Raw genomic sequence first — 21,841 nt, forward strand, 5'->3', positions numbered from 1 at the left:
GGGACGGCTGCATGGTAAATCTGCCCGAATCGCATGCGGGAGGGGCCGCTGTCTGCGGGCCGCTTTGGGACGGTGCCCCAGGGGATTTGGATTCGGAGGGCAGGGTATGGGAAGTCTGCCGCCCGGCGCAGGGCTTCACCTTCTGCAGCTTACGGTCAGGCTGCCCTCCGGGGATAAGTTTAGCATATCACATGACCGGAAGAAAAGTCAAACAGAACGGAAAAAAGGCGATGGAATATCTGCGGGAACAGGGTTATGATAGGAACATCAAAGAACACAGCGCAGCGGCAAAGCCGCAGGAAGCGAAAAGGCGGCGCGGAAACGAGGTACAGGCAAAATGAAAAAGGCAGAGATCATCGTAGACAAATATTTCCTCACAGGGGCAGTGGACAAGAGGATTTTCGGCTCCTTCATCGAGCATCTGGGACGGGCGGTGTATGAAGGCATCTATCAGGAGGACAGCCCCTTCGCGGACGAGCAGGGGATGCGTAAGGACGTGCTGGAGCTGGTAAAGGAGCTTCAGGTGCCCATCGTGCGCTATCCCGGCGGGAATTTCGTCTCCGGCTACCACTGGGAGGACGGCGTGGGGCCCAAGGAACAGCGGCCTGCCAAGGTGGATCTGGCCTGGCAGGTGATAGAGTCCAACCAGTTCGGCCTGAATGAGTTCGTGGACTGGGCGAAGAAAGCCGGGACGGAAGTGATGATGGCGGTGAACCTGGGAACCAGGGGGCCGGAGGAGGCCAAGGACCTGCTGGAGTACTGCAATTTTAAAAAAGGCAGCTATTACAGCGACCTGCGGAGGAAGCACGGCTATGAGGAGCCCCACGACATCAAGCTCTGGTGCATGGGCAACGAGATGGACGGCCCCTGGCAGATGGGGCACAAGACGGCGAAGGAGTACGGCCGGGCCGCGGCGGAGACCAGCAGGCTGATGAAGTTCATGGATCCGAGCATCGAGACCGTGGCATGCGGCAGCTCCTCCCTTGGCATGGATACTTTCGGCCACTGGGAGGACGAGGTCCTGAGCGAATGCTATGACCAGGTGGACTATCTCTCCCTCCATCAGTACTATGGGAACCGGGACAACAATACGCCGGAATTTCTGGCAAATTCCAAGGGCATGGACGAGTTCATCAGCTCCGTCCTGTCCATCGCGGACTGCGTGAAAGCCAAGAAGCGCAGCAAGAAGCAGATCAACCTGTCCTTTGACGAGTGGAATGTGTGGTATCACAGCAACGAGGCGGACGCGAAGCTGGAGAAGTGGGTGCAGGCCCCCCATCAGTTGGAGGACGTGTACAATTTCGAGGACGCGCTGCTGGTGGGCAGCATGCTGATCACCATGCTGCGCCATGCGGATCGGGTGAAGGTTGCCTGCCTGGCCCAGTTGGTGAACGTTATCGCGCCCATCATGACCTCGGACACCGGGGCCTGGAGGCAGACGATTTTCTATCCCTATATGCATGCCAGCGTGTACGGCAGGGGGACAGTGCTGAACACCCTGGTGAAAGCGCCCTTCTATGAGAGCAGAAATTATGGCGAGGTCTCCTTCCTGGACAGCGTCTGCGTCTGGAATGAGGCGGACGAGGAGCTGACCATCTTCGCGGTGAACAAGGACCTGGAGGAGGATCTGGAGGTAAGCTGCGACATGAGGCAGTTCGCGGACTACAAGGTCGTCGAGCATATCATCCTGACCAATGATGACATGAAGGCCGTCAATACGGAGGATGCCCCTCAGTGCGTGGTGCCTGTGGCAGGGAACGCCTCCCGCCTGGAGGACGGAAGGTTCAACACCGTGTTCGGTAAGCATAGCTGGAATGTGGTGAGATTGAAGAAATAAATCTGGAAGCAGGGGCCGCATGCAGCAGTATGGGCAGAATGCGGGAGTGTAGGCAACGCAGAGGAAAAGGGGTAAGGAGAAGCGGGATGCAGACATATTTATTCGTGCATTTCAGGGAAAAGGCAACGCCTGACGGAGAACAGGTATACTTCGGTCTCAGCAGGGACGGCTGCCATTGGGAGGCGGTAAACGGCGGCGCACCGGTGCTTTGGGCCTATTACGGGGATAAGGGCGTGCGGGATTTTACGATTATCCGATGTGAGGAGAACGGGAAATTCTATATCATTGCCACGGATTTGAGCCTGGCCTACGGCATGCGCAATCAATATCGCCATTCCTGGGACGAAATCGGCCGAAACGGCAGCAAATGCCTGGCCCTGTGGGAATCCGACAATCTCACGGACTGGACGGAGCAGCGGCTGGTCAGGTTAGGAAACGAGGACTTCGGATGCCTCTGGGCGCCGGACGTCATCTGCGACAGGGAGCAGGGGGACTATGTGCTGCACTGGTCTTCCTCCCACTGCGCCAACGGCTATGGCCCCAAGGGAATCTATTACAGCAGGACAAAGGATTTCCGGAGCTTTACGGAGCCGAAGGTGCTGTACCGGAAGTATGACAGCGGAGTCATCGATTCCGCAATCTATGAGGAGGACGGGCGCTATTATCTCTTCGTGAAGAGCGAAGCGAATCCGGCCAAGATCATCCTCCTGGCCGCAGACCATGTCACAGGCCCCTATGAAAGGGTGGAAAGCTTTGACCGGAGCATGGAAACCGTGGAGAGCGGGCTGTACGAGGCGCCTACTGCCGTGCGGCTGGAGGACGGGAAGTGGTGCCTGTTCCTGGACTATTACGGCGTGCCCGGGGAGGGGCAGGGCTATGTGCCTTTCGTGGCAGAGTCATTGAAGTCCGGTGAATTCGTCCGTGCGGACAGGGCGTTCTCCTTCCCCTATGGCTTCAAGCATGGAACCATACTGACCATCACCATAGAAGAGTATGAGAGGATAAAGGGACATAGCTGGAGATAGGCCGCCTGGAGCGGACAAAGGGAATCCCGTCGGAATGCAGGTATCGAAAAAGCCTGATTCCGGCGGGATTCGTATTTTTTGCCAGCCGGTTCCTTTGTCAGCCGGTTCCTTTGTCAGCCGGTTCTTTCGGCGGCAGATTCTCGCAGAAGCCTGCGCTCCGCAGACCGCAGGCTGGCTTTGGGGCTTTCTGCTATAATCAAGACCGTCAGGATTTACAGATTTGTCCATGGTGAGCATATACGGCCGGCGGCCTTTCGTTGCAGGTTGCTGCAATTTTCATTGAGGTGCAGCATGATTTGCGGCATCGCCCTTACAGATCTCGTAGCTGAGCGCGTCCAGATCCACCCGCACCCTGGTGCCGTCGCTGAACACAGTCTCCTGCTTCGACCCGTCCGGTGCAAGCAGCTTATGGGACACCATCTCACAGGCGGCGATCCGTTCATGGAGATCGGCTACCACCCTGCACCGGTCATAGGCCTCCTGCTCGGTGAAGGTGAACTCCGGCTGGAAGGAGCCGTCGATGCCCGGATAAGCGCCGTCCCGGATCAGGTAGGGCGCGCCGCCGTTCAACAGGGCGTAGAGCATGTAGTCGTTGTGCGCGTCCATCTTCTCCATCATCCAGGGGATAATGACACAATCGTGGTATACCAGATTGAACAGGGGCACGGGAATGCCCTTCCGGGGCGTGCCGGGCTTGCACATCTGGAACTGATAGGGCGCGTAATGGCAGAACACCAGGCTCTTCATGCTCCAGTCGGAGACCTCCTCGGAGCTGGGGAGGATCCCCTGGGAGAGCAGGTACTCGAAGCACTGCCCCCGGAAATCCAGACAGTCCCTGCGGCTCATATAGTGCATGGGATTGGCGCATTCATCCGGCTCATTGCAGGTGAAGACATCCAGGTAGGCACAGTCCAGGCCGATATCATGCTCCGCCAGCTGGCGGAAATTGCGCTTCACATAATAGGGGGCCTGGGTGGCGCAGAGGTATGTCTGATGTCCGCCTGCCCAGTTGGCGTGCTCCGGAATGGTGCCGTCCGTCTGGAGGCAGCCGAAGGAGGCGTCGAAGGTCTTCCCGTCGAAATAGTAGTCCCGGTACTGGTCGTGGATGCCGAAGAGATATCCGCAGTCGTGGAGGGTATCCGCCAGCTCCTTCATGCCATCCCAGCCGCCGGCCTCCTCACAGGGGGGCAGATAGTCGGGATGCTGGTTGTCGTATCCCGGGTCTCCCCAGCCGTCCAGGTGCAGGTAGAGCTTCTCGAAGCCCTGGGCCCGGAGGGCTTTGATCTCCTCTGTCCGTGTCCGGAAGGGCACCACGCGGTCGTATTTGCCGGGATGCTCCGCATCGTACATGGAGGATTCCGGACAGACATGATTCTTGATTCCCCGATGGAGGAAGAGGCTTCCGATCAGCCGGTCCACCCCGGGGGCCTTCGCCGCCTTTTCCTTCAGGCTGCAGAACAGGCCCTTCTCCTTCACATAGCTGCGGTACACTTTGCAGATATCGTTGTAGTCACATTCGCTCAGCAGCGTGTAGCGCATGACCCTGCGGTAGCGCATCTTCCCCAGGCTGGCCCCCCAGCGCACCCCGGCTTTCGTGTAGGGCCCTCCGGCGGGATGCTCCGCGTAGAAGGCGCTGTCCCAGGGCTGCTCGCAGATGGCTATGTACCCTTCTCCGGCCTTCACCTGGCCGAACCAGGGCATGTAACTGGCGGCGGAGCACAGGGAGCCGCCGAAGGGGAGCTTCCCCAGCTCCGTCTCCCAGGTATTGGGGATCAGGAGCCCCTGATGGTAGTTCAGCAGCGTGTACCAGTCCTCCCTTTTCTCCCGGAAGGCCATGGGCCCGGGCCATGTGACGGACTGGATGCCGGCACCCTCTTCCCCCAGGGGGATCCACTCGAAGAACACGTCCCCCGTGGCCCCCTCGATCCATACATAGGTGCAAAAGCTCAAGCCGGGCACGGACGCGTCCCCATCCGCGGCAAAGCCCTCATACCGGGAGAGGATTCCCTTCCCCAGGCCTGTCTGGCGCACCTCGTGGGAGACGGAAGCCGCGTCCAGGAAGGGAATCTCCTTCTGTGCCGCATTGAATACGGGTATGTAGTCCGATTCCCAGCTCCAATCCGTTCCGTTCCGGGTCATGGAAACATGCAGATTGGCTTCGTCAAAGCGCAGTTCAGTCCCCGCAAGCGTGATTTGAATCATGTCGATCTCCTTTCCGTTTTGCTGGATATACTCACAAGCGATGGAATCTGCCGCAGAGTCCCCATTAGCCTTCGCTCGTGAGTCGGGTTAAACCATAGTTTGATTATAGCAGATTCCACGTCATTTTCAAGCTGTTTGCAGATTTTCAGCCCCGCGGTAACGGCAGTCCTTTTATAAGCCCTTTGCGCAATTTATGGTCGTCTCCTTATTTTCGGTATCGTATAATAGAGAGGAGAGACAGCGAAAGGACAAGGAGGCGGCAAATGGGAAATTATCTGAATCCGGGCAACGAGGGGTTTAAAATCCGTTTCGAGTATGTGAATGCAGTGTCCGTGTCCGACTGGGGAGAAGTGTCGAAGGCATTGAGGAATTCCGCGGATACCCTGAACGCCATCTGGCAGGGGCGGCCCCGGGAGGTTGCGGAGCGCATGAAAGAGGCGCATTTTGAGACTTCGCATATCCAGTATAATGATGAAAACGCCCTGAGCTATACCATTTCACTGGCCCTGTACGCGGCGAGGAATTTCTATACCGTACACCGTGAACTGGCCGGTGGAAAGGGTTATGCGGATCTGGTATTCCTGCCCAGGAAACGTTTCCCGGAGAAACCGGCCCTGGTGGTGGAATTGAAGTGGGATAAAAATGCGAAGGGCGCCCTGGAGCAGATAAAAAAGAAGGAATACTGCAGGAGCCTGGAAGAATATCAGGGAAATCTCCTGCTGGTGGGAGTGAATTACAATAAGAAGACAAAGGCGCACGAATGCATCATCGAAGAAGCCCAAAAATAAATTTGCATTGCAAAATTGCATTCTTGCCGCCCTGATGCTATAATGTTGACACAAGAAAAATGGACATTCATGCCGATCAGGAGGATAATACATGCCAAAGAGAACAGACATCAACAAAGTGCTCATCATCGGCTCCGGCCCCATCATCATCGGCCAGGCCTGTGAGTTCGACTACTCCGGCACCCAGGCCTGCAAGGCCCTGAAGAAGCTGGGCTATGAAATCGTACTGGTGAATTCCAACCCCGCCACCATCATGACGGATCCGGAGACGGCGGACGTGACCTACATCGAGCCCCTGAACAAGGAGCGCCTGGAGCAGATCATCGCCAAGGAGCGCCCGGACGCACTGCTGCCCAACCTGGGCGGGCAGTCCGGCCTGAACCTGTGCGCGGAGCTGGCAAACGCAGGGATTCTGGACAGATACCAGGTGAAGGTCATCGGCGTCCAGGTGGATGCCATCGAGCGGGGGGAGGACAGGATCGAGTTCAAGAAGGCCATGAACGCCCTGGGGATAGAGATGGCCCGCAGCGAGGTGGCCTATACCGTGGAGGAGGCCCTGGATATCGCCGATAAGCTGGGATACCCCGTAGTCCTGCGCCCGGCCTACACCATGGGCGGCGTAGGCGGCGGGCTGGTGTACAATAAGGACGAGCTGCGCACTGTCTGCGCCAGGGGGCTCCAGGCCTCTCTGGTGGGACAGGTGCTGGTGGAGGAGTCCATCCTGGGCTGGGAGGAGCTGGAGCTGGAGGTGGTCCGGGACGCGGAGGGCAACATGATCACGGTCTGCTTCATCGAGAACATCGATCCTTTAGGCGTGCATACCGGCGACTCCTTCTGCGCGGCCCCCATGCTCACCATCTCCAGGGAGCTGCAGGAGCGGCTCCAGAGCCAGGCTTACGCCATCGTGGAGAGCGTGCAGGTCATCGGCGGCACCAATGTGCAGTTCGCCCACGATCCCGTCAGCGACCGCATCATCGTCATAGAGATTAACCCACGCACCTCCCGTTCCTCCGCTTTGGCATCCAAGGCCACAGGCTTCCCCATCGCCATGGTCAGCGCCATGCTGGCGGCGGGCCTGACCTTAAAGGACATCCCCTGCGGGAAATACGGTACACTGGATAAATATGTACCGGATGGCGACTACGTGGTCATCAAATTCGCCCGCTGGGCCTTCGAGAAGTTCAAGGGCGTGGAGGACAGGCTGGGCACCCAGATGCGTGCCGTGGGCGAGGTCATGAGCATCGGGAAGAACTACAAGGAAGCCTTCCAGAAAGCCATCCGCTCCCTGGAGACCGGCAGATATGGCCTGGGCCAGATTCCCGGGCTTCGGGAGAAATCGAAGGAGCAGCTGTGCAGGATGCTGGCCGCTCCCTCCAGCGAGAGGCATTTCGCCATGTACGAGGCCCTGAAAAAAGGCGCTTCCGTAGAAGAACTGCACGAAATCACACGTGTAAAGAAATGGTTCATCGAACAGATGAAGGAGCTGGTGGAAGAGGAGAAGGGGCTGCTGGAGCACAGAGGGGCCCTTCCCACGGACCAGGAGCTGGTCCGGGCCAAGAAGGACGGCTTCTCGGACAAATACTTAAGCATCCTCCTGGACGTGCCGGAGCAGGAAATCAGGGAGAGGCGCATCTCCCTGGGTGTGGAGGAGAGCTGGGAGGGTGTCCATGTAAGCGGCACGCCGGACAGCGCTTATTATTATTCCACCTATAACGCTCCCGACAAAAACCCCGTCCGCAGGGACAGGCCCAAGGTGATGATCTTAGGCGGCGGCCCCAACCGCATCGGCCAGGGCATCGAGTTCGACTATTGCTGCGTCCACGCCTCCCTGGCCCTGAAGAAGCTGGGCTTCGAGACCATCATGGTGAACTGCAATCCCGAGACCGTGTCCACGGACTACGACACCTCGGACAAGCTCTACTTCGAGCCCCTGACCCTGGAGGACGTGCTGAGCATCTACAAAAAGGAGCAGCCCCTGGGCGTCATCGCCCAGTTCGGCGGCCAGACGCCCCTGAACCTGGCGGCGGAGCTGGAGAAGAATGGCGTGCGCATCCTGGGCACCGCCCCCTCCGTGATCGACATGGCGGAGGACAGGGATCTGTTCCGGGCCATGATGGACAGGCTGGAGATTCCCATGCCCGAGTCCGGCATGGCCACCACCGTGGAGGAGGCCCTGGAGATTGCCCATCGTATAGGGTATCCCGTGATGGTGCGGCCCTCCTATGTGCTGGGAGGCCGGGGCATGGAGGTGGTGCACCACGACCAGAGCCTGGCCGACTATATGAGAGCGGCGGTTGGGGTGACGCCGGACAGGCCCATCCTCATTGACCGTTTCCTGAACCATGCCACCGAGTGCGAGGCCGATGCCATCAGCGACGGCAAGCACGCCTTTGTGCCCGCGGTGATGGAGCATATCGAGCTGGCCGGAATCCACTCCGGAGACTCCGCCTGCATCGTCCCCTCCAGGCACATCTCCCCTGAGAACGTGGCCACCATCAAGGAATACACCAGGAAAATCGCCGAGGAGATGCATGTGCGGGGCCTGATGAACATGCAGTACGCCATCGAGGACGGGAAGGTCTACGTGCTGGAGGCCAACCCCAGAGCCTCCCGGACCGTGCCCCTGGTGTCGAAGGTCTGCAACATCCGCATGGTGCCCCTGGCCACGGAGATCATCACGGCGGACATCACCGGGAAGCCCTCCCCCGTGCCCGGCCTGAAAGAGCGGCAGATACCTTATTACGGGGTGAAGGAGGCCGTGTTCCCCTTCAACATGTTCCCGGAGGTAGACCCCATCCTGGGGCCGGAGATGCGCTCCACCGGCGAGGTGCTGGGGCTCTCCGCGTCCGTGGGCGAGGCCTTCTTCAAGGCCCAGGAGGCCACCCAGACCAGGCTCCCCTTGAGCGGCACCGTACTGATCAGCGTGAACCGCAGGGACAAGGCGGAGGTGGTGGAGGTAGGAAAGGCCTTCGCGGAGGCAGGGTTCAAAATCCTCGCCACCGGTACTACCTGCGCTCTGCTGAAAGAGGCGGGCCTGGAAGCCGGGCTTGTGAAAAAGCTGTATGAGGGCAGGCCCAATCTGCTGGATCTCATCACCAATGGCGACATTGACCTGATCGTGAATTCGCCCGTGGGGGACGACAGCGAGTACGATGACAGCTATCTGCGGAAAGCCGCCATCAAGGCCAAGATTCCCTATATGACTACCATCGCGGCTGCGAAGGCTACAGCGGAAGGGATTCTATACGTGCAGAAGGCGGGCAATGGGGAGGTGCACTCCCTGCAGACCCTCCACGGACAGATCAGAACCGAATAGGGACAGAAATCCATAAAGAGGCAGGACCGCCGTATCCGGATTGGATGCGGCGGTTTTGGACATCATGGAAAATTACCCTTTTTCCAGCTTTTTTCTTCTTGCCACTTTGGCGCACCGCAGGTAAAGTGAAGTGGAAGGGCGTAGGAGCGCAGGAGATTCGGACAGGGGAGAATGGCATGAAGATACTGATAGCGGATGACGAGGATTACACCAGGGAGGGTCTGCTGGAGGAGATCGACTGGGAGGAATTCGGCATAGACGAGATCATGCAGGCGGTGAACGGAGAGGAAGCGCTGAAAATCGTGAAATGGTTCCGGCCCCACATCGTGATTTCGGATATCCGCATGCCGAAAATGGACGGGATCGCTTTCGCCGAGGAGCTGCTGGGCCTGGCGCCGGAGAGCAAGATCATCTTCATCAGCGGCTACCTGGAGACGGAATATCTCAAAAGCGCCATCCGGCTGTCCGTCATCGACTTTATCGAAAAGCCCATTGACGTGGGCCAGGTCAGGAAAGCCCTGGGGCGGGCCGTGGAGGAGGTTCTCCGGGAGAGGCGCACCAAAGAGGCGGACGAGGGCAACCGGGAATTCCGCCAGCAGAAGCTCTTCGAGCTGCTGACCCACAGGGACAGCGACTGGAGGACGGCGGAGCGGCTGGCCCGGGAAGTGGATTTCCCGCTGAACGGAAGATATGTGTGTCTGGGGGTGCAGTTCCCCAGAGCCCGACAGACTACCGGGGAGGAGCTGGAGCAGCTCCTGGACATGGCGCTCCATGCGGAGGGGAAGGCCATCGGCATATGGCAGGAGCCGTCCGCCTTTGAGGCCGTCATCGCCTGCCAGGACAGGAACCGCTATCGCCTGGGCCCCTTATATCAGAGGGTGCTGGACAGATGGCCGGACTGTAAGGTGGCAGTGGGCATGGAGGTGGAGGACTACAAAAATATCTTCAATAGCTGCAAGACGGCCCGCGCCGCCATGAACTGCGCGTTCTACCAGCCGGAGGGGAGGCTGTTCGAGATAGACGAGACCATCCTACAAAAGCGGTTCATGGAGCCGGGCATCTACGGGGCCTTTCTGCGGGTCCTGCCTGAGGGCTCCAGGAAGCTGTCGGAGTGGTTCCGCAGCCTCTTCGGAGACCTGTTGGCCAGGAAATATTATCAGAAGGAGCAGGTGTACACATTGATGGTCTCCCTGCTGACGGCAGTGTTCCGCCAATATCCCTCCAGCTACGACTGCGTGCCCTGGGTAGGCGGGGAGGAGCAGCTGCAGGCCGCGGTGCTCAACATGGACAGCCTGAAGGAAATCCAGGATTTCACGGACACCGTGCTGGGGTGCGTGCAGGACAGGGAGGAGGAGATGTCCGGGTTCGGCAGGGTGATCCGGGGCGTGCTGGACTATATCGCCGCCCATTACGGGGAGGAGAATCTGAGCACTGCCCAGATCGCGGAGGCCTTCCATTTCTCCCCGGCCTATCTGAACGTGCTGTTCAAGCAGGAGATGAAGGTGACCCTGAAGCAGTACCTGAGCGGCTACCGGCTGGAGAAGGCCAAAAAGCTGCTGGAGCAGGATTATATGAAGATAACGGAGATCGCCGAGAAGTGCGGCTATGCCAATGCCAACTATTTTTCGAAGGTGTTCCGGGAGGGCACGGGCATGACGCCGCTGGAGTACCGGAGCGCACGCAGTGAAGAGTAGAGGATGTCTGGGGTGATGGATATGGGAAAAGTCAGGGAGTGGTTCCGGAACGCGTCCCTGCGGGGGAAAATCCTCCTGCTGATCGTACTGGGGGGCATCCTGCCGGTGGGCATCGTGATGGCGGTGTCCTTCGCCACGGTGAGGATCCAGACCGAGGAGCGGCTGATCTACGCGCTGAACCAGGGCTACAGCCAGGTGTACCAGGCGGTGGGGGACAAGCTGTCCAGGCTCCACAACATCTCCACCCTGTTCGCGGTGAACGACATGGCCAGCCCGGTGCTGCGTTTCGATGACAAGGAGATGGACGTGGCGGAGCAGCTGATGCTGTTCGAGAACATCAATTCCTATGCCTACGGCCTGGAGATGACCATGGATTCCAGCAACATTGTCTTCTATATCGAAGACAGCTACCTGGTAGTCAATGCCCAGAGCAGCCGGTACCGCCCTCTCACGGACGCCTACGGCTCCCGGTGGTATCAGAGCCTGCGGGAGAACAACGGGCGCCCTGTCTGGGTGCTGCTGGACGGAAGCGGGAAGGGCGGCTCCTACGCGGCCATCGCCAGGGAGCTGTGGAACCCGGATGACTACAGTCAGACCGTGGGAATCCTGGCCATCCTGATGGAGCGGAAGAATCTGGAGAATATGCTGCAGAACGCCTACGAGGAGCAGGAGCTGTACCTGGAGACGGCGGACGGCACCCTCCTGGCCTCCAACCTGCCGGAGGAGGCGCTGCACAGGCTGTCGGTTTCCCAGCGGAACGTTGACGACAGGGAGTTCGGCAGCATCACGCTTGGAGGGGAGCCCTGCTATGCCAGGAGCTGCCGCATCGACGGCTCCAATGTGTACCTGGTGTCCGTCATCCCCAAGGGGGCCGTCCGGGAGGGGATGAACGTGCCCAACGGCGGCATGGGCATGGTGTTTCTGGGGGTGAGCCTGCTGGTGGTGATGGTGATGGCCACCATGGCAAAGTCCATCACCGGCCGCCTGAAGCTCCTGAAGGAGCAGATGCTGCGGATTCAGGAGGGGAACATCTGCAAGATGGAGGAGGGCCCCTCCCGGGACGAGATCGGGCAGCTGATCGGCAATTACAATGTGATGGTGGACCAGGTGGAGGCGCTTCTGCGGGAGCAGTACATTTTGGGTCAGGAGAAGGTGGAGGCGGAGCTGAAGGCCCTCCAGTCCCAGATCAATCCCCATTTCCTCTACAATACCCTGGACATGATTAACTGGATGTCCCAGAAGAAGGAGTCCGAGAACATCCGCAGCGTGGTCCAGGCCATGTCCCGGTTCTACCGGCTCACCCTGAGCAAGGGCAGGGACATCGTGTCCATCCGGGACGAGGTGGAGATGTGCGAGGCCTACATGGAGATCCAGAAGCGCCGGTACAGGGGGCGAATCTGTTACGAGGTGGAGGTGGACGGGGATATCCTGGACTGCCTGATTCCGAAGATCACCCTGCAGCCCTTCCTGGAGAATGCCATCATCCACGGCATCAATGAAAAGGCCGACGGCCGGGGGATGGTGATTTTAAACGGGTGGATGGAGGACGGCAGGATTACCCTGAGCGTCACCGACGACGGGGAGGGGATGACCCAGGAGGACAAGAAGAAGTCACACCAGGGCAGCCATTACGGCCTGTCCAACATCGAGCACAGGCTGGAGCTGTTCTTCGGGGAGGGCATCCCGGTGCAGGTGGAGAGCTCACCGGGAATCGGCACCTGCGTGATCATCAACATCCCTGTCAGGACGGAGGCGGAAGAGGCGGTGGAGCATGAGAAGTGACAGGAAGAGACAAAGGTGCGCAAAGAGGGGGGTTGCGGAGGAGCGCCTCCTGGCCGGGAACAGCGCCGGGGAGGGCGCATTCGGACGGCAGCAGGCTGACAGAAGCAGCAGAAAGCGGCGGACGGCCGCCCTGCCGCGCGGGGTCGCCCTGCTCTGTCTGTCCGTTTTGCTTTTAGGGGGCTGCAGCCGGGGGGCGGAAGAAGGGGAGAGCGGGGAGGCTGTCCGGCCCATCGTCAATTTCCGTGCCATTACCCTGGGCAACATGCCGGAGGAGGGGATGGACGAGATTTACAGGCAGCTGGACGCCCTGACCATCCCGGAGCTGAACTGCACCCTGCGCTTCGAATTCATCCCCTGGGGAAACGAAAGGCGGCAGCTGAACATCGTGACCGCCTCCGGGGAGTACGACTTCATTCCCGGGGGCGTGTTTTCTGACTACAGGACACTAGTCTATAAGAACGCGTTCCTGGATATGAACGACTACCTGGACGCGGTTCCGGCCCTGAAGGAGCACTACGCCTTTTACGATGCCAATGCCCTGAAAAAATGTGAGATTAACGGAGGGCTTTATGGACTTCCCCAATTCGGACAGGGCGGAATCGTCAGCGCAGGGGAGGGGTTTTTCTACAGAGAGGATCTGCGCAGGGAATGGGGCCTGGAGGAGGTTTGCGACCTGGAGACCATGGAGGCCTATCTCTACCGGGCAAAGCAGGACGAGCGGTATCGGGATGCGCCTTTGGTCACGGATAACCGGGTGTGGAGCAGTCTGTGGCTCTTGCTCACAAGGGGGAAATATTTGGAGCTGAACAGCAGCCTGGAGACGCCCCTGGTGGTGGTGGAGGCAGCAAATCCCTATAAGGCGCTGAACCGTACGGAGACGCCGGAATTCAAGGAGGTACTGGCCTATATCTGGAAATGGAAGCGGGACGGAATCCTGGACTCCGATATGCTGTCAAGATCCGACAATGAGGGTGAGCTGGGCAAAACGTTGATTCTGGAGGATAAGAAACCCTGTGAGACCAACAATCCCATCTGGTCCCTGAACAACCATTGGATTCCGGCTTTGTATGAGAAGAATCCCGAATGGGAATTCAACTTTTTTCCTTATCTGGCTCAGTTCGATACCTACCATGTAGGCTCCCTTGCAGGCGCTTCTGTGATTTCCATCTCAGCGAAGACAACGGAGCCGGAACTGGCCATGGAGCTGTTGGAAAAAATCCATACGGACGCGCGATACTATTCTCTGGTGGCATACGGAGCAGAGGGTGAAAACTATAACCTCGTGGACGGAAAAATCGGTTTTGATGGGATCAGCTCCCAGAACCGCTTTGGCTGGACTGCCGTTACGGACGACACAATGGGCTATGAAGGGATTCCCGTGAACAGGAAATGGGATGAAGAAGTATATCATGCGTTTCCTGACTGGAGCAAGGAGACAGGGAAGGCGGTGGAGGACGATCCGCTGGACGGATTTTCGTTTGTGCTGTCTGGAAAGGAACAGGCTGCGGTAGAGCGGGTATGGCTCCAATATTTCCAGCCGCTGGTGTGCGGATACGGGGAGGACTATCTGGAGGCTCTTGAGGAAGCCAACCAGCGCTTGTACGGGGCAGGTTTTGAACAATATCTGGAGGCGATTCAGGAACAGCTGACGGACTATGCGGCACAGCTTCCTGGCGCTGGAGACGTTGCGCCTGTGGCGCTGACGGACTGAGGAGAGAGGACATGAACTTATTTAGCCTGAATTCTCCCTTTGCGCGGGGGATAAACAAACTGGTGATGATGCTGTATGTGGGGATATTGTGGTTCCTGTGCAGCCTTCCCATCCTCACCATGGGGGCCGCCACGGCTGCCCTTTTCGAGGTGCTGCTGCAGGCGGTGAAGGATCAGGAGGGGTACATCGCCCGCCGCTTCTTCCAGGCGTTCCGGGGGAACCTGAAGCAGGGGCTGCAGCTGGGGGTTCCCCTGGTGCTGGCACAGATTGTATTCGCGTTCGACTTTTTCTATTACAGCCTGTTCTGGGGGGAGGGGTACCAGGTGCAGACCATCGTGTTCGCCGTATTGTCCCTGCTGGTGCTGGCCCTGTTCCCCTTTGTGTTCGCGGCTATGGCGAAGTTCGGGAATACGGCCTCCGGGCATTTCCGGATGGCCGTGACGATCATGGCCCGCTGCCCGGGCTGGACGGTGGCCGTTCTGGCCATACAGGCGCTGACGGTGTTCCTGATTTGGTTCTTCGTCTATTTCCCCGCCCTGTTCATCATGGGGATCTCCGGATACCTGGAGGCCGTCATATTTGACCATGTCTTCCAGGGGCTGATCGACAGGGGAGTCATTGGTGTGGAGGAGGGATAAGCCAAGATATCGCTTTACATGCTATGGGCGTTTTGCTATAATAAAGCTGTAACCGGGGGATTGTGGCGGTATGGAGAAAGCGGGTGATTATATGCCGGGCGGAGCCGAAATTATCAGGGATACAGTCAATGAATTTCAGAAGGTGCAGGCACATATGAAAAATGCGAGAGAAGAGAATGCCATGAAGACATATGAAGGCCTGAAAAAGGATTACAAGTCGTTGAAAGCGGTACTCGACTCTTTGGGGGTCAATCTGACGGATATCGATGAGCTGAAAGAATAAAAAATGTAATCGGGCCATGGGGCCGGAAGCAGGAATGCATCCGGCCCCATGGCCTTTTTCTGTGGTCATTACGGGCACATCTTCAAAAATTACCCTGTTTCTAGCTTTTTTCCTATGTGTTTTCGGATTTCCGTATCTTAAAATAGACTTAACAAACCAAAACAGTCTCAGAACTAAAATTCAAGGAGGGGACACAGTGAAAAAGACGAAGACACAAGCTGACCGACCCTACAGAGAGCGTCTGGGCTTTGCGGGCGGGCTGCAGGAGCTGTGGAAGCACAAGCTGTTGTATCTCATGACGCTTCCCACCATTATCTGGGTATTGATCTTCTGCTATTATCCCATGTACGGCGTGCTGATCGCGTTCAAGGACTTCAATTACAAGGACGGCATCTGGGGCAGCCCCTGGGTGGGACTGAAGAACTTCCAGTTCCTGTTCAACTACAAGGGCGTGGGCAAAATCTTCTTCAACACGATTTTCCTGAACGTGCTGTTCATCGCCACGGGCACTGTCATGTCCATCATCCTGGCATTGGTGTTCGTGGAGATCAAGAAAAAGGTCTACAACAAAGTAGTACAGACCATCGCCATCTTCCCCCACTTCGTCTCCTGGACAGTGGTGGCCATGTTCATGAGCGGCATCATCGGCGGCAGCGGCATCCTGACCAGATGGATCGTGGACAATGGAGGGACGGATCCGGCGTTCTACACCAATCCGGGCTGGTGGCCGTTGATCCTGGTGCTTTTGAAGCTCTGGCAGGGGGCGGGCTACGGAACCATCGTGTATGTGGCGGCCATCACGGGCTTCGACCAGGAGATGTACGAGGCGGCCAGGGTGGACGGCGCCACCAGGCTCCAGCAGATCACCAGGATTACCCTGCCCCTCTTAAAGACCACGGCCATCATGCTGACCATCATGAGCGTGGGCAAGATCTTCAACGGCGACTTCGGCATGATCTACGCGCTGGTGGGCGATAATGCCGCCTTGTATCCCACAACGGACGTCATAGACACCTTTGTATACAGAGCCCTGCGCCAGTTGAACAACCTGGGGATGAGCACGGCTACCAGCTTCTTCCAGTCCATTGTAGGCCTGGTGCTGGTATTTGCCACCAACTTCATCACCAAAAAAGTAGAGCCGGACGCGGCAATCTTCTAAGTGTGCAAAGATTTTCTAAGGCTGTAAAGTACACAGCCTAAGAAAATCTTTGCACACAGAAGAATCGCGAGGGATGCGATTCTTCCGGTTTTGTAGTTTATAAGAGAAGGAAGGAAATGATATGGGAAAAACAAGAATCCAGGGAACCGCCATCAAAAAGTCCGGCGGCGAGAAGGTGTTCGAGGTGGTGGTATACGCCATAGCCACGCTGTTCTGCATCTACTGCCTGTTCCCCTTTGCCATCATTCTGGGGAGCAGCTTTGAGACGGAAGCCAATTTTGCCATATACGGTTTTCCGATTATCCCCAAGGACTTCACCATACAGGCATATCAGGTGGTGCTGGGGGACGCGCAGATTTTCCGGGCCTACGGGGTGACCATCTTCACCACGGTGGCGGGGACTATCTTCAGCATGTTCCTGACCATTACCATGGCCTATCCTCTGTCTCTGAAGAAGGTGAAGTTCCGCAACGTGATTACGTTCTTCGTATACTTCACCATGCTGTTCGGGGGCGGGCTGGTGCCTACATACCTTTTGATTACCAAGAACCTGGGACTGAAGGACAATCTATTCGTGCTAATCATCCCCGTGGCCTTCGGGGCCTGGAACATGTTCCTGATGCGGAACTTCTTTAACGGGATTCCTCATGAGCTGTCGGAATCGGCCTACATGGACGGTGCCAATGACTTCCAGATTCTGTGGAAGATCATCCTTCCGGTGTCCGTGCCGGGCATCGCCACATTGAGTCTGTTCTATGCCCTGGGCTACTGGAACCAGTGGTTCAACGCCATGCTGTACCTGGACGACAGCAGGCTCTTCCCCCTGCAGTACCTGCTGATGCGGATGCTGCGCAACGCGGATGCCATGAAGGAGATGGCCAGGAGCACGGGCATAGCGGCGGGGGAGATCCCCACCAACTCCCTGCGGATGGCCACCACCGTGGTAGCCATCGGGCCTATCATCTTCCTGTACCCTTATGTACAGAAGTACTTTACCAGCGGGCTTACTGTCGGGGCGATTAAAGGGTGACGGAAAAAAGTTATTTCTCTCTGCCCGCACCAGGATATGGATTCCGGGACGGCAGGGATGCAAATAAAAACAGTATGTGCCCGCACATACGGAACTAAAAACAGCATACGCGCGCCCAGTGCCCCAGAGGATTTACGGACGCATCATTAAGCGGCCTGAAATCCTCTGCCATGCCTGGGTACAGGGCGCGTGTATGCGGAACTTCAAATAAGGAGGAAAAAAATGAAAAATCAGTTTCTGAAGAAGACCATGGCGCTGGCGCTGGCGGGAGCCATGACCCTGTCCATGGCGGCCTGCGGCAAGGATGACGCGGGCAATGACAGCCAGGCAGACACCCAGCAGTCCGAGCAGCAGGAATCCTCTGCGGAGAATGCTGAGGATTCCGGCGAGGAGGCTCCCGAGGAGGGCGGCCAGGCGGAAGCACCCCAAATTGAGGACACCACCATCAAGATCCGCGTCATGAACGAATTCCGCAACCTGGACAAAGTCCTGGCCAAATACGAGGAGATGACGGCGGACGACCCCGTCATGAGCAAAATCCATCCCGAATTCGCATGGGTGGCAGGCGGCGATTACAAGGACAAACTGACCACGGCCATGATCGGACAGGAGGATTTCGACCTGATGTTCTGCGGCGGCTGGCATGGGCTGAGCACCTTCATCCAGGACGGCAACTTCGCGGATCTGTCTTCCTACTTTGGCAATGACGCGTTCCCGGGCCTGAAGAACGCTTTCTCCGAGGATTTCGTACAGGCCATGACCTCCTATATCCGTCAGGAGGACGGCTCCTACCAGAAGGGCATCTACGGCATCAACCTGGCCACCTTCTACGAAGACAGCCGCGGCTTCATGTACCGCGAGGACCTGCGCAAGAAGTACGACTGCGCGCCCATCACGGATGAGGCGAGCCTCCTGGAGTTCGTGAAGACCGTACAGGAGAACGAGGAGGGCATGATCGGCGTCAGCCTCTGGAACTTCTTCCGCCTGGACTCCCCCTGGTACTCCGCCAAGCATGACCATGTGTATACCCAGGACAATGTGAATGTCCTCGGCGACCAGACCTGGATCTGGGTGGGGCTGAGCGAGGATGAGAAGACCGTCCTGAACGCGGTGGTTCCCGGCGATTCCCCGGAAGAGTTCGCCAAGATGCCCGCAGGCTATCAGGATGACTTCATCACCGCATACATTCAGGACCGCACCAAGTGGAACCCCTACCTGAACCCCAACCGCGGCGGCACCGACACCGTGGAGAAGCCCGCGGCCATCGCCTACTCCGCGCTGAGCGAGTATGAGAGCAAGGTGAAGACGGCCCTGGAGACCAACCCCGACGAAGAGTACGGCTTCTATGTCATCGAGGATGCCCAGCGCAATATGGAGCCCGGCGCAGTGGTCTGCGACATGGCCACCAACAACTGGCTGGTAGTGCCCGAATGGTCCGAGAAGACCGATGCCGTGATGTATTTCCTTGACTGGATGTTCGGAAGCCAGGAGGCCCACGACCTGTTCGAGCTGGGCATTGAGGGAGAGGATTGGGAAGCGGTAGGCGAAGACGGCTACAAGAAGCTGGATATCGACGAGAACCTGGCTTACTCCATGCCCACCTACTCCTTTACCCAGAACCCGACCTACATCAGGGTCAGCGAGTTCGTCAGCGAGAACGAGGAAATCAAGTCCCGCTTCGACTATATGTACGATCCTTCCACCTACAAGCTGAGCCCTCTGGCCGGATTCGTGTTCGACACCACCAATGTGGAGACCCAGATCGCCAATGTGTCCGCTCTGTCCAACGAGCTGCAGCTGACCATCTCCATGTACGATGCCGATGAGGCCGCGGAGAAGATTCAGCAGTGGCATGAGGATGCCACGGCAGTAGGGCTGGAGGAGATTCGCGCCGAGCTGATTTCCCAGATTCAGGCGTTCCTTGACGCGAAGAACGCGAACTAAGAGAGGATGCCTCCACATGTACAGGGAAAAGGAAATGCGGAAAAAGACAGAAGAGATATAGAAACGATGTAGAAGAAGGGCGGCCGCGGGCAGAATGCTTGCGGCCGCCCCTTCGGACATGAGGGCCCGTTCATACGATTTTCCTCTGGGAGGAATCAGGCATTGTCGTCATTACATAAGGTTTCGTACTTTTTTGTCAGTTCCTGGTACTCTTCAAGAGTCTTGCACTCCTTTAGGTCGTTTAAGATACATGCTCTTTCCAGCTTGCGCGCCAGACGCTCAATGACTTCTGCGTTTGTGGGCATAGAAGCACCTGCTTTCTAAAGATGTCGATTGTGTATCAGTGTCATCTTTATTATAGCAGTCAAAACCTTATGTGTAAAGGTTCCATGAAAAACGATAAACAGTTGATGAGTTGATAAAAAACGATAAAAAGAAAAAGAAAGGCAACAATATGGCACAGAAAAGAAATCAGTTGCGGATGTACCCCGTCCCCAGGGGCGCTGTGCTGCAGGAGGACTACTGCCTGCGGGTCAGGCCGGTGGGCACCCAGGACTGGCAGGAGCTGAAGACCTATCGGGTAAAGGTGGACATGCATGACGTGCGCTGCGCGTCCATGGCCTGCTTCGACTTTGAGGGCAGCGTGGAGGTGGAGATCACTTTCCCGAAATTCTACACCGTGTACCGGGTGGACATCCGCCCCCTTTCCCTGGGCATCCGGGCCCGGGCGGAGGCCAAGCGGATCACCTTCACGCTGGACAGGCCGGCGAACCTGTCGGTGGAAGTGAACAAAGACCGCTTCCACAACCTGCACCTCTTCGCCGGGGCCCTGGAGGAGCAGCCGGACAAGACCGGGGACGATGTGCTGGTGGTGCCCGGCTCCATGGAGCGGCCGGGCTTTCTGGGGGACGGCATCAACGAACAGCTGGAGGCCATGCCCGAGGGCAGGACGCTCTACGTGGAGCCAGGCATCTATTATATCGGGGAATGCGTCTGGCATCTGCCCTCCCACACCCATATCTACCTGGAGCCCGGGGCCATCCTCATCGGCGGCCTGGCCCTGGAGCACGGGGAGGGGCTGCGCATAGACGGCAGAGGAATCCTGTATCTGGCGGATTTTGCCAGGTTCAGCAGCATCAACGGCATACGGCTCAACCATTCCCGCGACATTCTGCTGGAGGGCCTGATTTTCATCAATCCGCCCCACTATACCGTATCCCTGGGGGACTGCGAGGATGTGACCATCCGCAATATAAAGTCCTTTAGCTGCGAGGGCTGGAGCGACGGGGTGGACATGATGAGCAGCAGACGGGTGCTGGTGGAGGACTGCTTCCTGCGCACCTCCGACGACTGCGTGGCCATCTACGGCAGCCGCTGGGACAATTACGGCGGCAGCAGGGAAATCACCGTGCGCCGGACGGCCCTCTGGGCGGACGTGGCCCATCCCATGATGATCGGCACCCACGGGGACCATGCCCATGAGGGCGACGTCATCGAGGAAATCTTGTTTGAAGACATCGATGTATTAGAACATCATGAATTCCAGCCCGGATACCTGGGCGTGATGGCCATCAATGCCGGAGATAAGAACCTGGTGCGGAATGTAACCTACCGCCGCATCCGTATAGAGCCCTTCGAGCACGGAAAGGTGCTGGACTTCCAGGTGAAATGGAACCGTGACTACAACCCCGCGCCGGGCCGGGGTATCCGGGACATCCTGGTGGAAAAGGTAAACGTCATGTCGGGAGACGGGGAGGAACCTTCGGTGATTGCGGGCTACAGCGAAGAATTTTATGTCCACGGCATCGAAATCCGCGACTTTTATCGGGACGGCAGGAAGGCGGAGAGCCTGGAGGAAGCCAGAATCGTTGTGGGGGAATATGTGGGGGATGTGAGGATGGTGTAGCCAGCTGCGTTGAACCGTTCAATATATGCGTTTTTCTTCAGGGGGACAAAGGATTACCAGTCCTGTCCCCCCTGCATCTTTCAGTGCGGTTTTCTAATGTCATGTGCCGATGCCAACAGGATTAATTGTTCAGCATTCTTCTTTTTTGCCGCTTTCGGTGTCAATCGATCATATTGAATGATAATTTTTCCGCTGCCCAATTTTTATTAAAGCGGAACACAAGCTGCTCTCCATCCAACAAGTCTTCGATAAATTGGAAAGCTTCTAACCTCGAACGGCTTTCACTAACGAAAATACTTTTTTCTATGGTCTGGTATGTAATATGTCCAGCTAAGATATCCCGAAAAACAGCTTGGCGGTTCTCTCTGGCAATGCTAATGTCCCTCAGTTTGTGAAGTCCCGCAAGATGATGAAAATCAGTTTCGCCAAAGCCCAATATAATCTCTTTTAGTTTCCCTTTGCGGCCCAGAGTAAGGAACTGTAGAAAAATTATCGCTTAAAGTTTAAAGCCTTTTATGATGTATGC

The 21,841-nt window shown here is 57.4% G+C and carries 15 protein-coding genes and 1 pseudogene; 13 read left to right on the plus strand and 3 right to left on the minus strand.

Annotation, left to right across the window (positions count from 1 at the left end; genetic code table 11):
• Positions 1–337: 337 nt before the first annotated feature.
• Both Q2B33_RS05405 and Q2B33_RS05410 read left to right on the plus strand, forming a co-directional pair.
• Positions 338–1,837, plus strand: coding sequence for an alpha-N-arabinofuranosidase (locus Q2B33_RS05405; RefSeq protein WP_300572133.1), 1,500 nt, complete (start codon positions 338–340; stop codon positions 1,835–1,837).
• Positions 1,838–1,923: 86 nt separating this feature from the next.
• Positions 1,924–2,862, plus strand: a complete 939-nt coding sequence (locus Q2B33_RS05410; RefSeq protein ID WP_300572135.1) for a glycoside hydrolase family 43 protein — start codon at positions 1,924–1,926, stop codon at positions 2,860–2,862.
• Positions 2,863–3,138: 276 nt separating this feature from the next.
• Here the strand turns inward: Q2B33_RS05410 and Q2B33_RS05415 are convergent, their stop codons facing one another.
• On the minus strand, positions 3,139–5,064 hold the full coding sequence (locus Q2B33_RS05415; protein ID WP_300572137.1) for a DUF5696 domain-containing protein: 1,926 nt from the start codon (positions 5,062–5,064) through the stop codon (positions 3,139–3,141).
• A gap of 302 nt (positions 5,065–5,366) precedes the next feature.
• On the opposite strand from Q2B33_RS05415, the pseudogene Q2B33_RS05420 reads away from it, so the two are divergent.
• From Q2B33_RS05420 to Q2B33_RS05465, 10 genes and pseudogenes are all read left to right on the plus strand, one after another.
• Positions 5,367–5,852: pseudogene (locus tag Q2B33_RS05420) on the plus strand (PD-(D/E)XK nuclease domain-containing protein); the annotation flags it as partial.
• A 91-nt stretch (positions 5,853–5,943) separates the two neighbouring features.
• Positions 5,944–9,168 (plus strand): carbamoyl-phosphate synthase large subunit, encoded by a 3,225-nt coding sequence (gene carB / locus Q2B33_RS05425; protein ID WP_300572139.1) that lies wholly within the window; start codon positions 5,944–5,946, stop codon positions 9,166–9,168.
• A gap of 176 nt (positions 9,169–9,344) precedes the next feature.
• Positions 9,345–10,862, plus strand: a complete 1,518-nt coding sequence (locus Q2B33_RS05430) for a helix-turn-helix domain-containing protein (RefSeq protein ID WP_300782800.1) — start codon at positions 9,345–9,347, stop codon at positions 10,860–10,862.
• Between the two features lie 15 nt (positions 10,863–10,877).
• Positions 10,878–12,644 (plus strand): sensor histidine kinase, encoded by a 1,767-nt coding sequence (locus Q2B33_RS05435; RefSeq protein WP_300572143.1) that lies wholly within the window; start codon positions 10,878–10,880, stop codon positions 12,642–12,644.
• Entirely contained in the window at positions 12,634–14,355 is a 1,722-nt protein-coding gene (locus Q2B33_RS05440; protein WP_300572145.1) for a DUF3502 domain-containing protein, read from the plus strand. The genes Q2B33_RS05435 and Q2B33_RS05440 overlap by 11 nt, the downstream gene beginning before the upstream one ends.
• Before the next feature lie 11 nt (positions 14,356–14,366).
• On the plus strand, positions 14,367–14,993 hold the full coding sequence (locus Q2B33_RS05445; protein ID WP_300572147.1) for a YesL family protein: 627 nt from the start codon (positions 14,367–14,369) through the stop codon (positions 14,991–14,993).
• A gap of 154 nt (positions 14,994–15,147) precedes the next feature.
• Entirely contained in the window at positions 15,148–15,276 is a 129-nt protein-coding gene (locus tag Q2B33_RS05450) for a hypothetical protein (RefSeq protein WP_330684991.1), read from the plus strand.
• A 196-nt stretch (positions 15,277–15,472) separates the two neighbouring features.
• Positions 15,473–16,435: a sugar ABC transporter permease gene (locus tag Q2B33_RS05455; RefSeq protein ID WP_296467150.1), complete on the plus strand. Its 963-nt coding sequence runs from the start codon at positions 15,473–15,475 to the stop codon at positions 16,433–16,435.
• A gap of 121 nt (positions 16,436–16,556) precedes the next feature.
• Complete coding sequence (locus Q2B33_RS05460) at positions 16,557–17,465, plus strand: carbohydrate ABC transporter permease (RefSeq protein ID WP_300572150.1); 909 nt, start codon at positions 16,557–16,559, stop codon at positions 17,463–17,465.
• Between the two features lie 222 nt (positions 17,466–17,687).
• Positions 17,688–19,409, plus strand: coding sequence for an ABC transporter substrate-binding protein (locus tag Q2B33_RS05465; protein WP_300572152.1), 1,722 nt, complete (start codon positions 17,688–17,690; stop codon positions 19,407–19,409).
• 155 nt (positions 19,410–19,564) lie between these two features.
• Here Q2B33_RS05465 and Q2B33_RS05470 read toward each other — a convergent pair whose 3' ends face one another.
• Positions 19,565–19,714: a hypothetical protein gene (locus tag Q2B33_RS05470; protein WP_300782795.1), complete on the minus strand. Its 150-nt coding sequence runs from the start codon at positions 19,712–19,714 to the stop codon at positions 19,565–19,567.
• A 149-nt stretch (positions 19,715–19,863) separates the two neighbouring features.
• Between Q2B33_RS05470 and Q2B33_RS05475 the strand changes: the two genes are divergently transcribed.
• Positions 19,864–21,315: a glycosyl hydrolase family 28 protein gene (locus Q2B33_RS05475; RefSeq protein ID WP_300572154.1), complete on the plus strand. Its 1,452-nt coding sequence runs from the start codon at positions 19,864–19,866 to the stop codon at positions 21,313–21,315.
• A gap of 160 nt (positions 21,316–21,475) precedes the next feature.
• Here the strand turns inward: Q2B33_RS05475 and Q2B33_RS05480 are convergent, their stop codons facing one another.
• Positions 21,476–21,808 carry a PBECR4 domain-containing protein gene (locus Q2B33_RS05480; RefSeq protein ID WP_330684660.1) on the minus strand — a complete coding sequence of 111 codons (333 nt, stop codon included), beginning with the start codon at positions 21,806–21,808 and terminating at the stop codon, positions 21,476–21,478.
• Between the last annotated feature and the right edge of the window lie 33 nt (positions 21,809–21,841).

Origin of the sequence: uncultured Acetatifactor sp., assembly GCF_948601915.1 — a bacterium.
Classification (GTDB): Bacteria; Bacillota; Clostridia; order Lachnospirales; family Lachnospiraceae; genus Acetatifactor.

What these genes read in the sequence shown, in the direction of transcription:
- Q2B33_RS05445 (WP_300572147.1), top strand. Translation starts at nt 14,367, where the DNA reads ATGAACTTATTTAGCCTGAATTCTCCCTTTGCGCGGGGGATAAACAAA.
- Q2B33_RS05405 (WP_300572133.1), top strand. Translation starts at nt 338, where the DNA reads ATGAAAAAGGCAGAGATCATCGTAGACAAATATTTCCTCACAGGGGCA.
- Q2B33_RS05410 (WP_300572135.1), top strand. Translation starts at nt 1,924, where the DNA reads ATGCAGACATATTTATTCGTGCATTTCAGGGAAAAGGCAACGCCTGAC.
- Q2B33_RS05475 (WP_300572154.1), top strand. Translation starts at nt 19,864, where the DNA reads ATGGCACAGAAAAGAAATCAGTTGCGGATGTACCCCGTCCCCAGGGGC.
- Q2B33_RS05435 (WP_300572143.1), top strand. Translation starts at nt 10,878, where the DNA reads ATGGATATGGGAAAAGTCAGGGAGTGGTTCCGGAACGCGTCCCTGCGG.
- Q2B33_RS05450 (WP_330684991.1), top strand. Translation starts at nt 15,148, where the DNA reads ATGAAAAATGCGAGAGAAGAGAATGCCATGAAGACATATGAAGGCCTG.
- Q2B33_RS05465 (WP_300572152.1), top strand. Translation starts at nt 17,688, where the DNA reads ATGAAAAATCAGTTTCTGAAGAAGACCATGGCGCTGGCGCTGGCGGGA.
- Q2B33_RS05415 (WP_300572137.1), bottom strand. Translation starts at nt 5,064, where the DNA reads ATGATTCAAATCACGCTTGCGGGGACTGAACTGCGCTTTGACGAAGCC.
- Q2B33_RS05430 (WP_300782800.1), top strand. Translation starts at nt 9,345, where the DNA reads ATGAAGATACTGATAGCGGATGACGAGGATTACACCAGGGAGGGTCTG.
- Q2B33_RS05440 (WP_300572145.1), top strand. Translation starts at nt 12,634, where the DNA reads ATGAGAAGTGACAGGAAGAGACAAAGGTGCGCAAAGAGGGGGGTTGCG.
- Q2B33_RS05460 (WP_300572150.1), top strand. Translation starts at nt 16,557, where the DNA reads ATGGGAAAAACAAGAATCCAGGGAACCGCCATCAAAAAGTCCGGCGGC.
- Q2B33_RS05470 (WP_300782795.1), bottom strand. Translation starts at nt 19,714, where the DNA reads ATGCCCACAAACGCAGAAGTCATTGAGCGTCTGGCGCGCAAGCTGGAA.
- carB (WP_300572139.1), top strand. Translation starts at nt 5,944, where the DNA reads ATGCCAAAGAGAACAGACATCAACAAAGTGCTCATCATCGGCTCCGGC.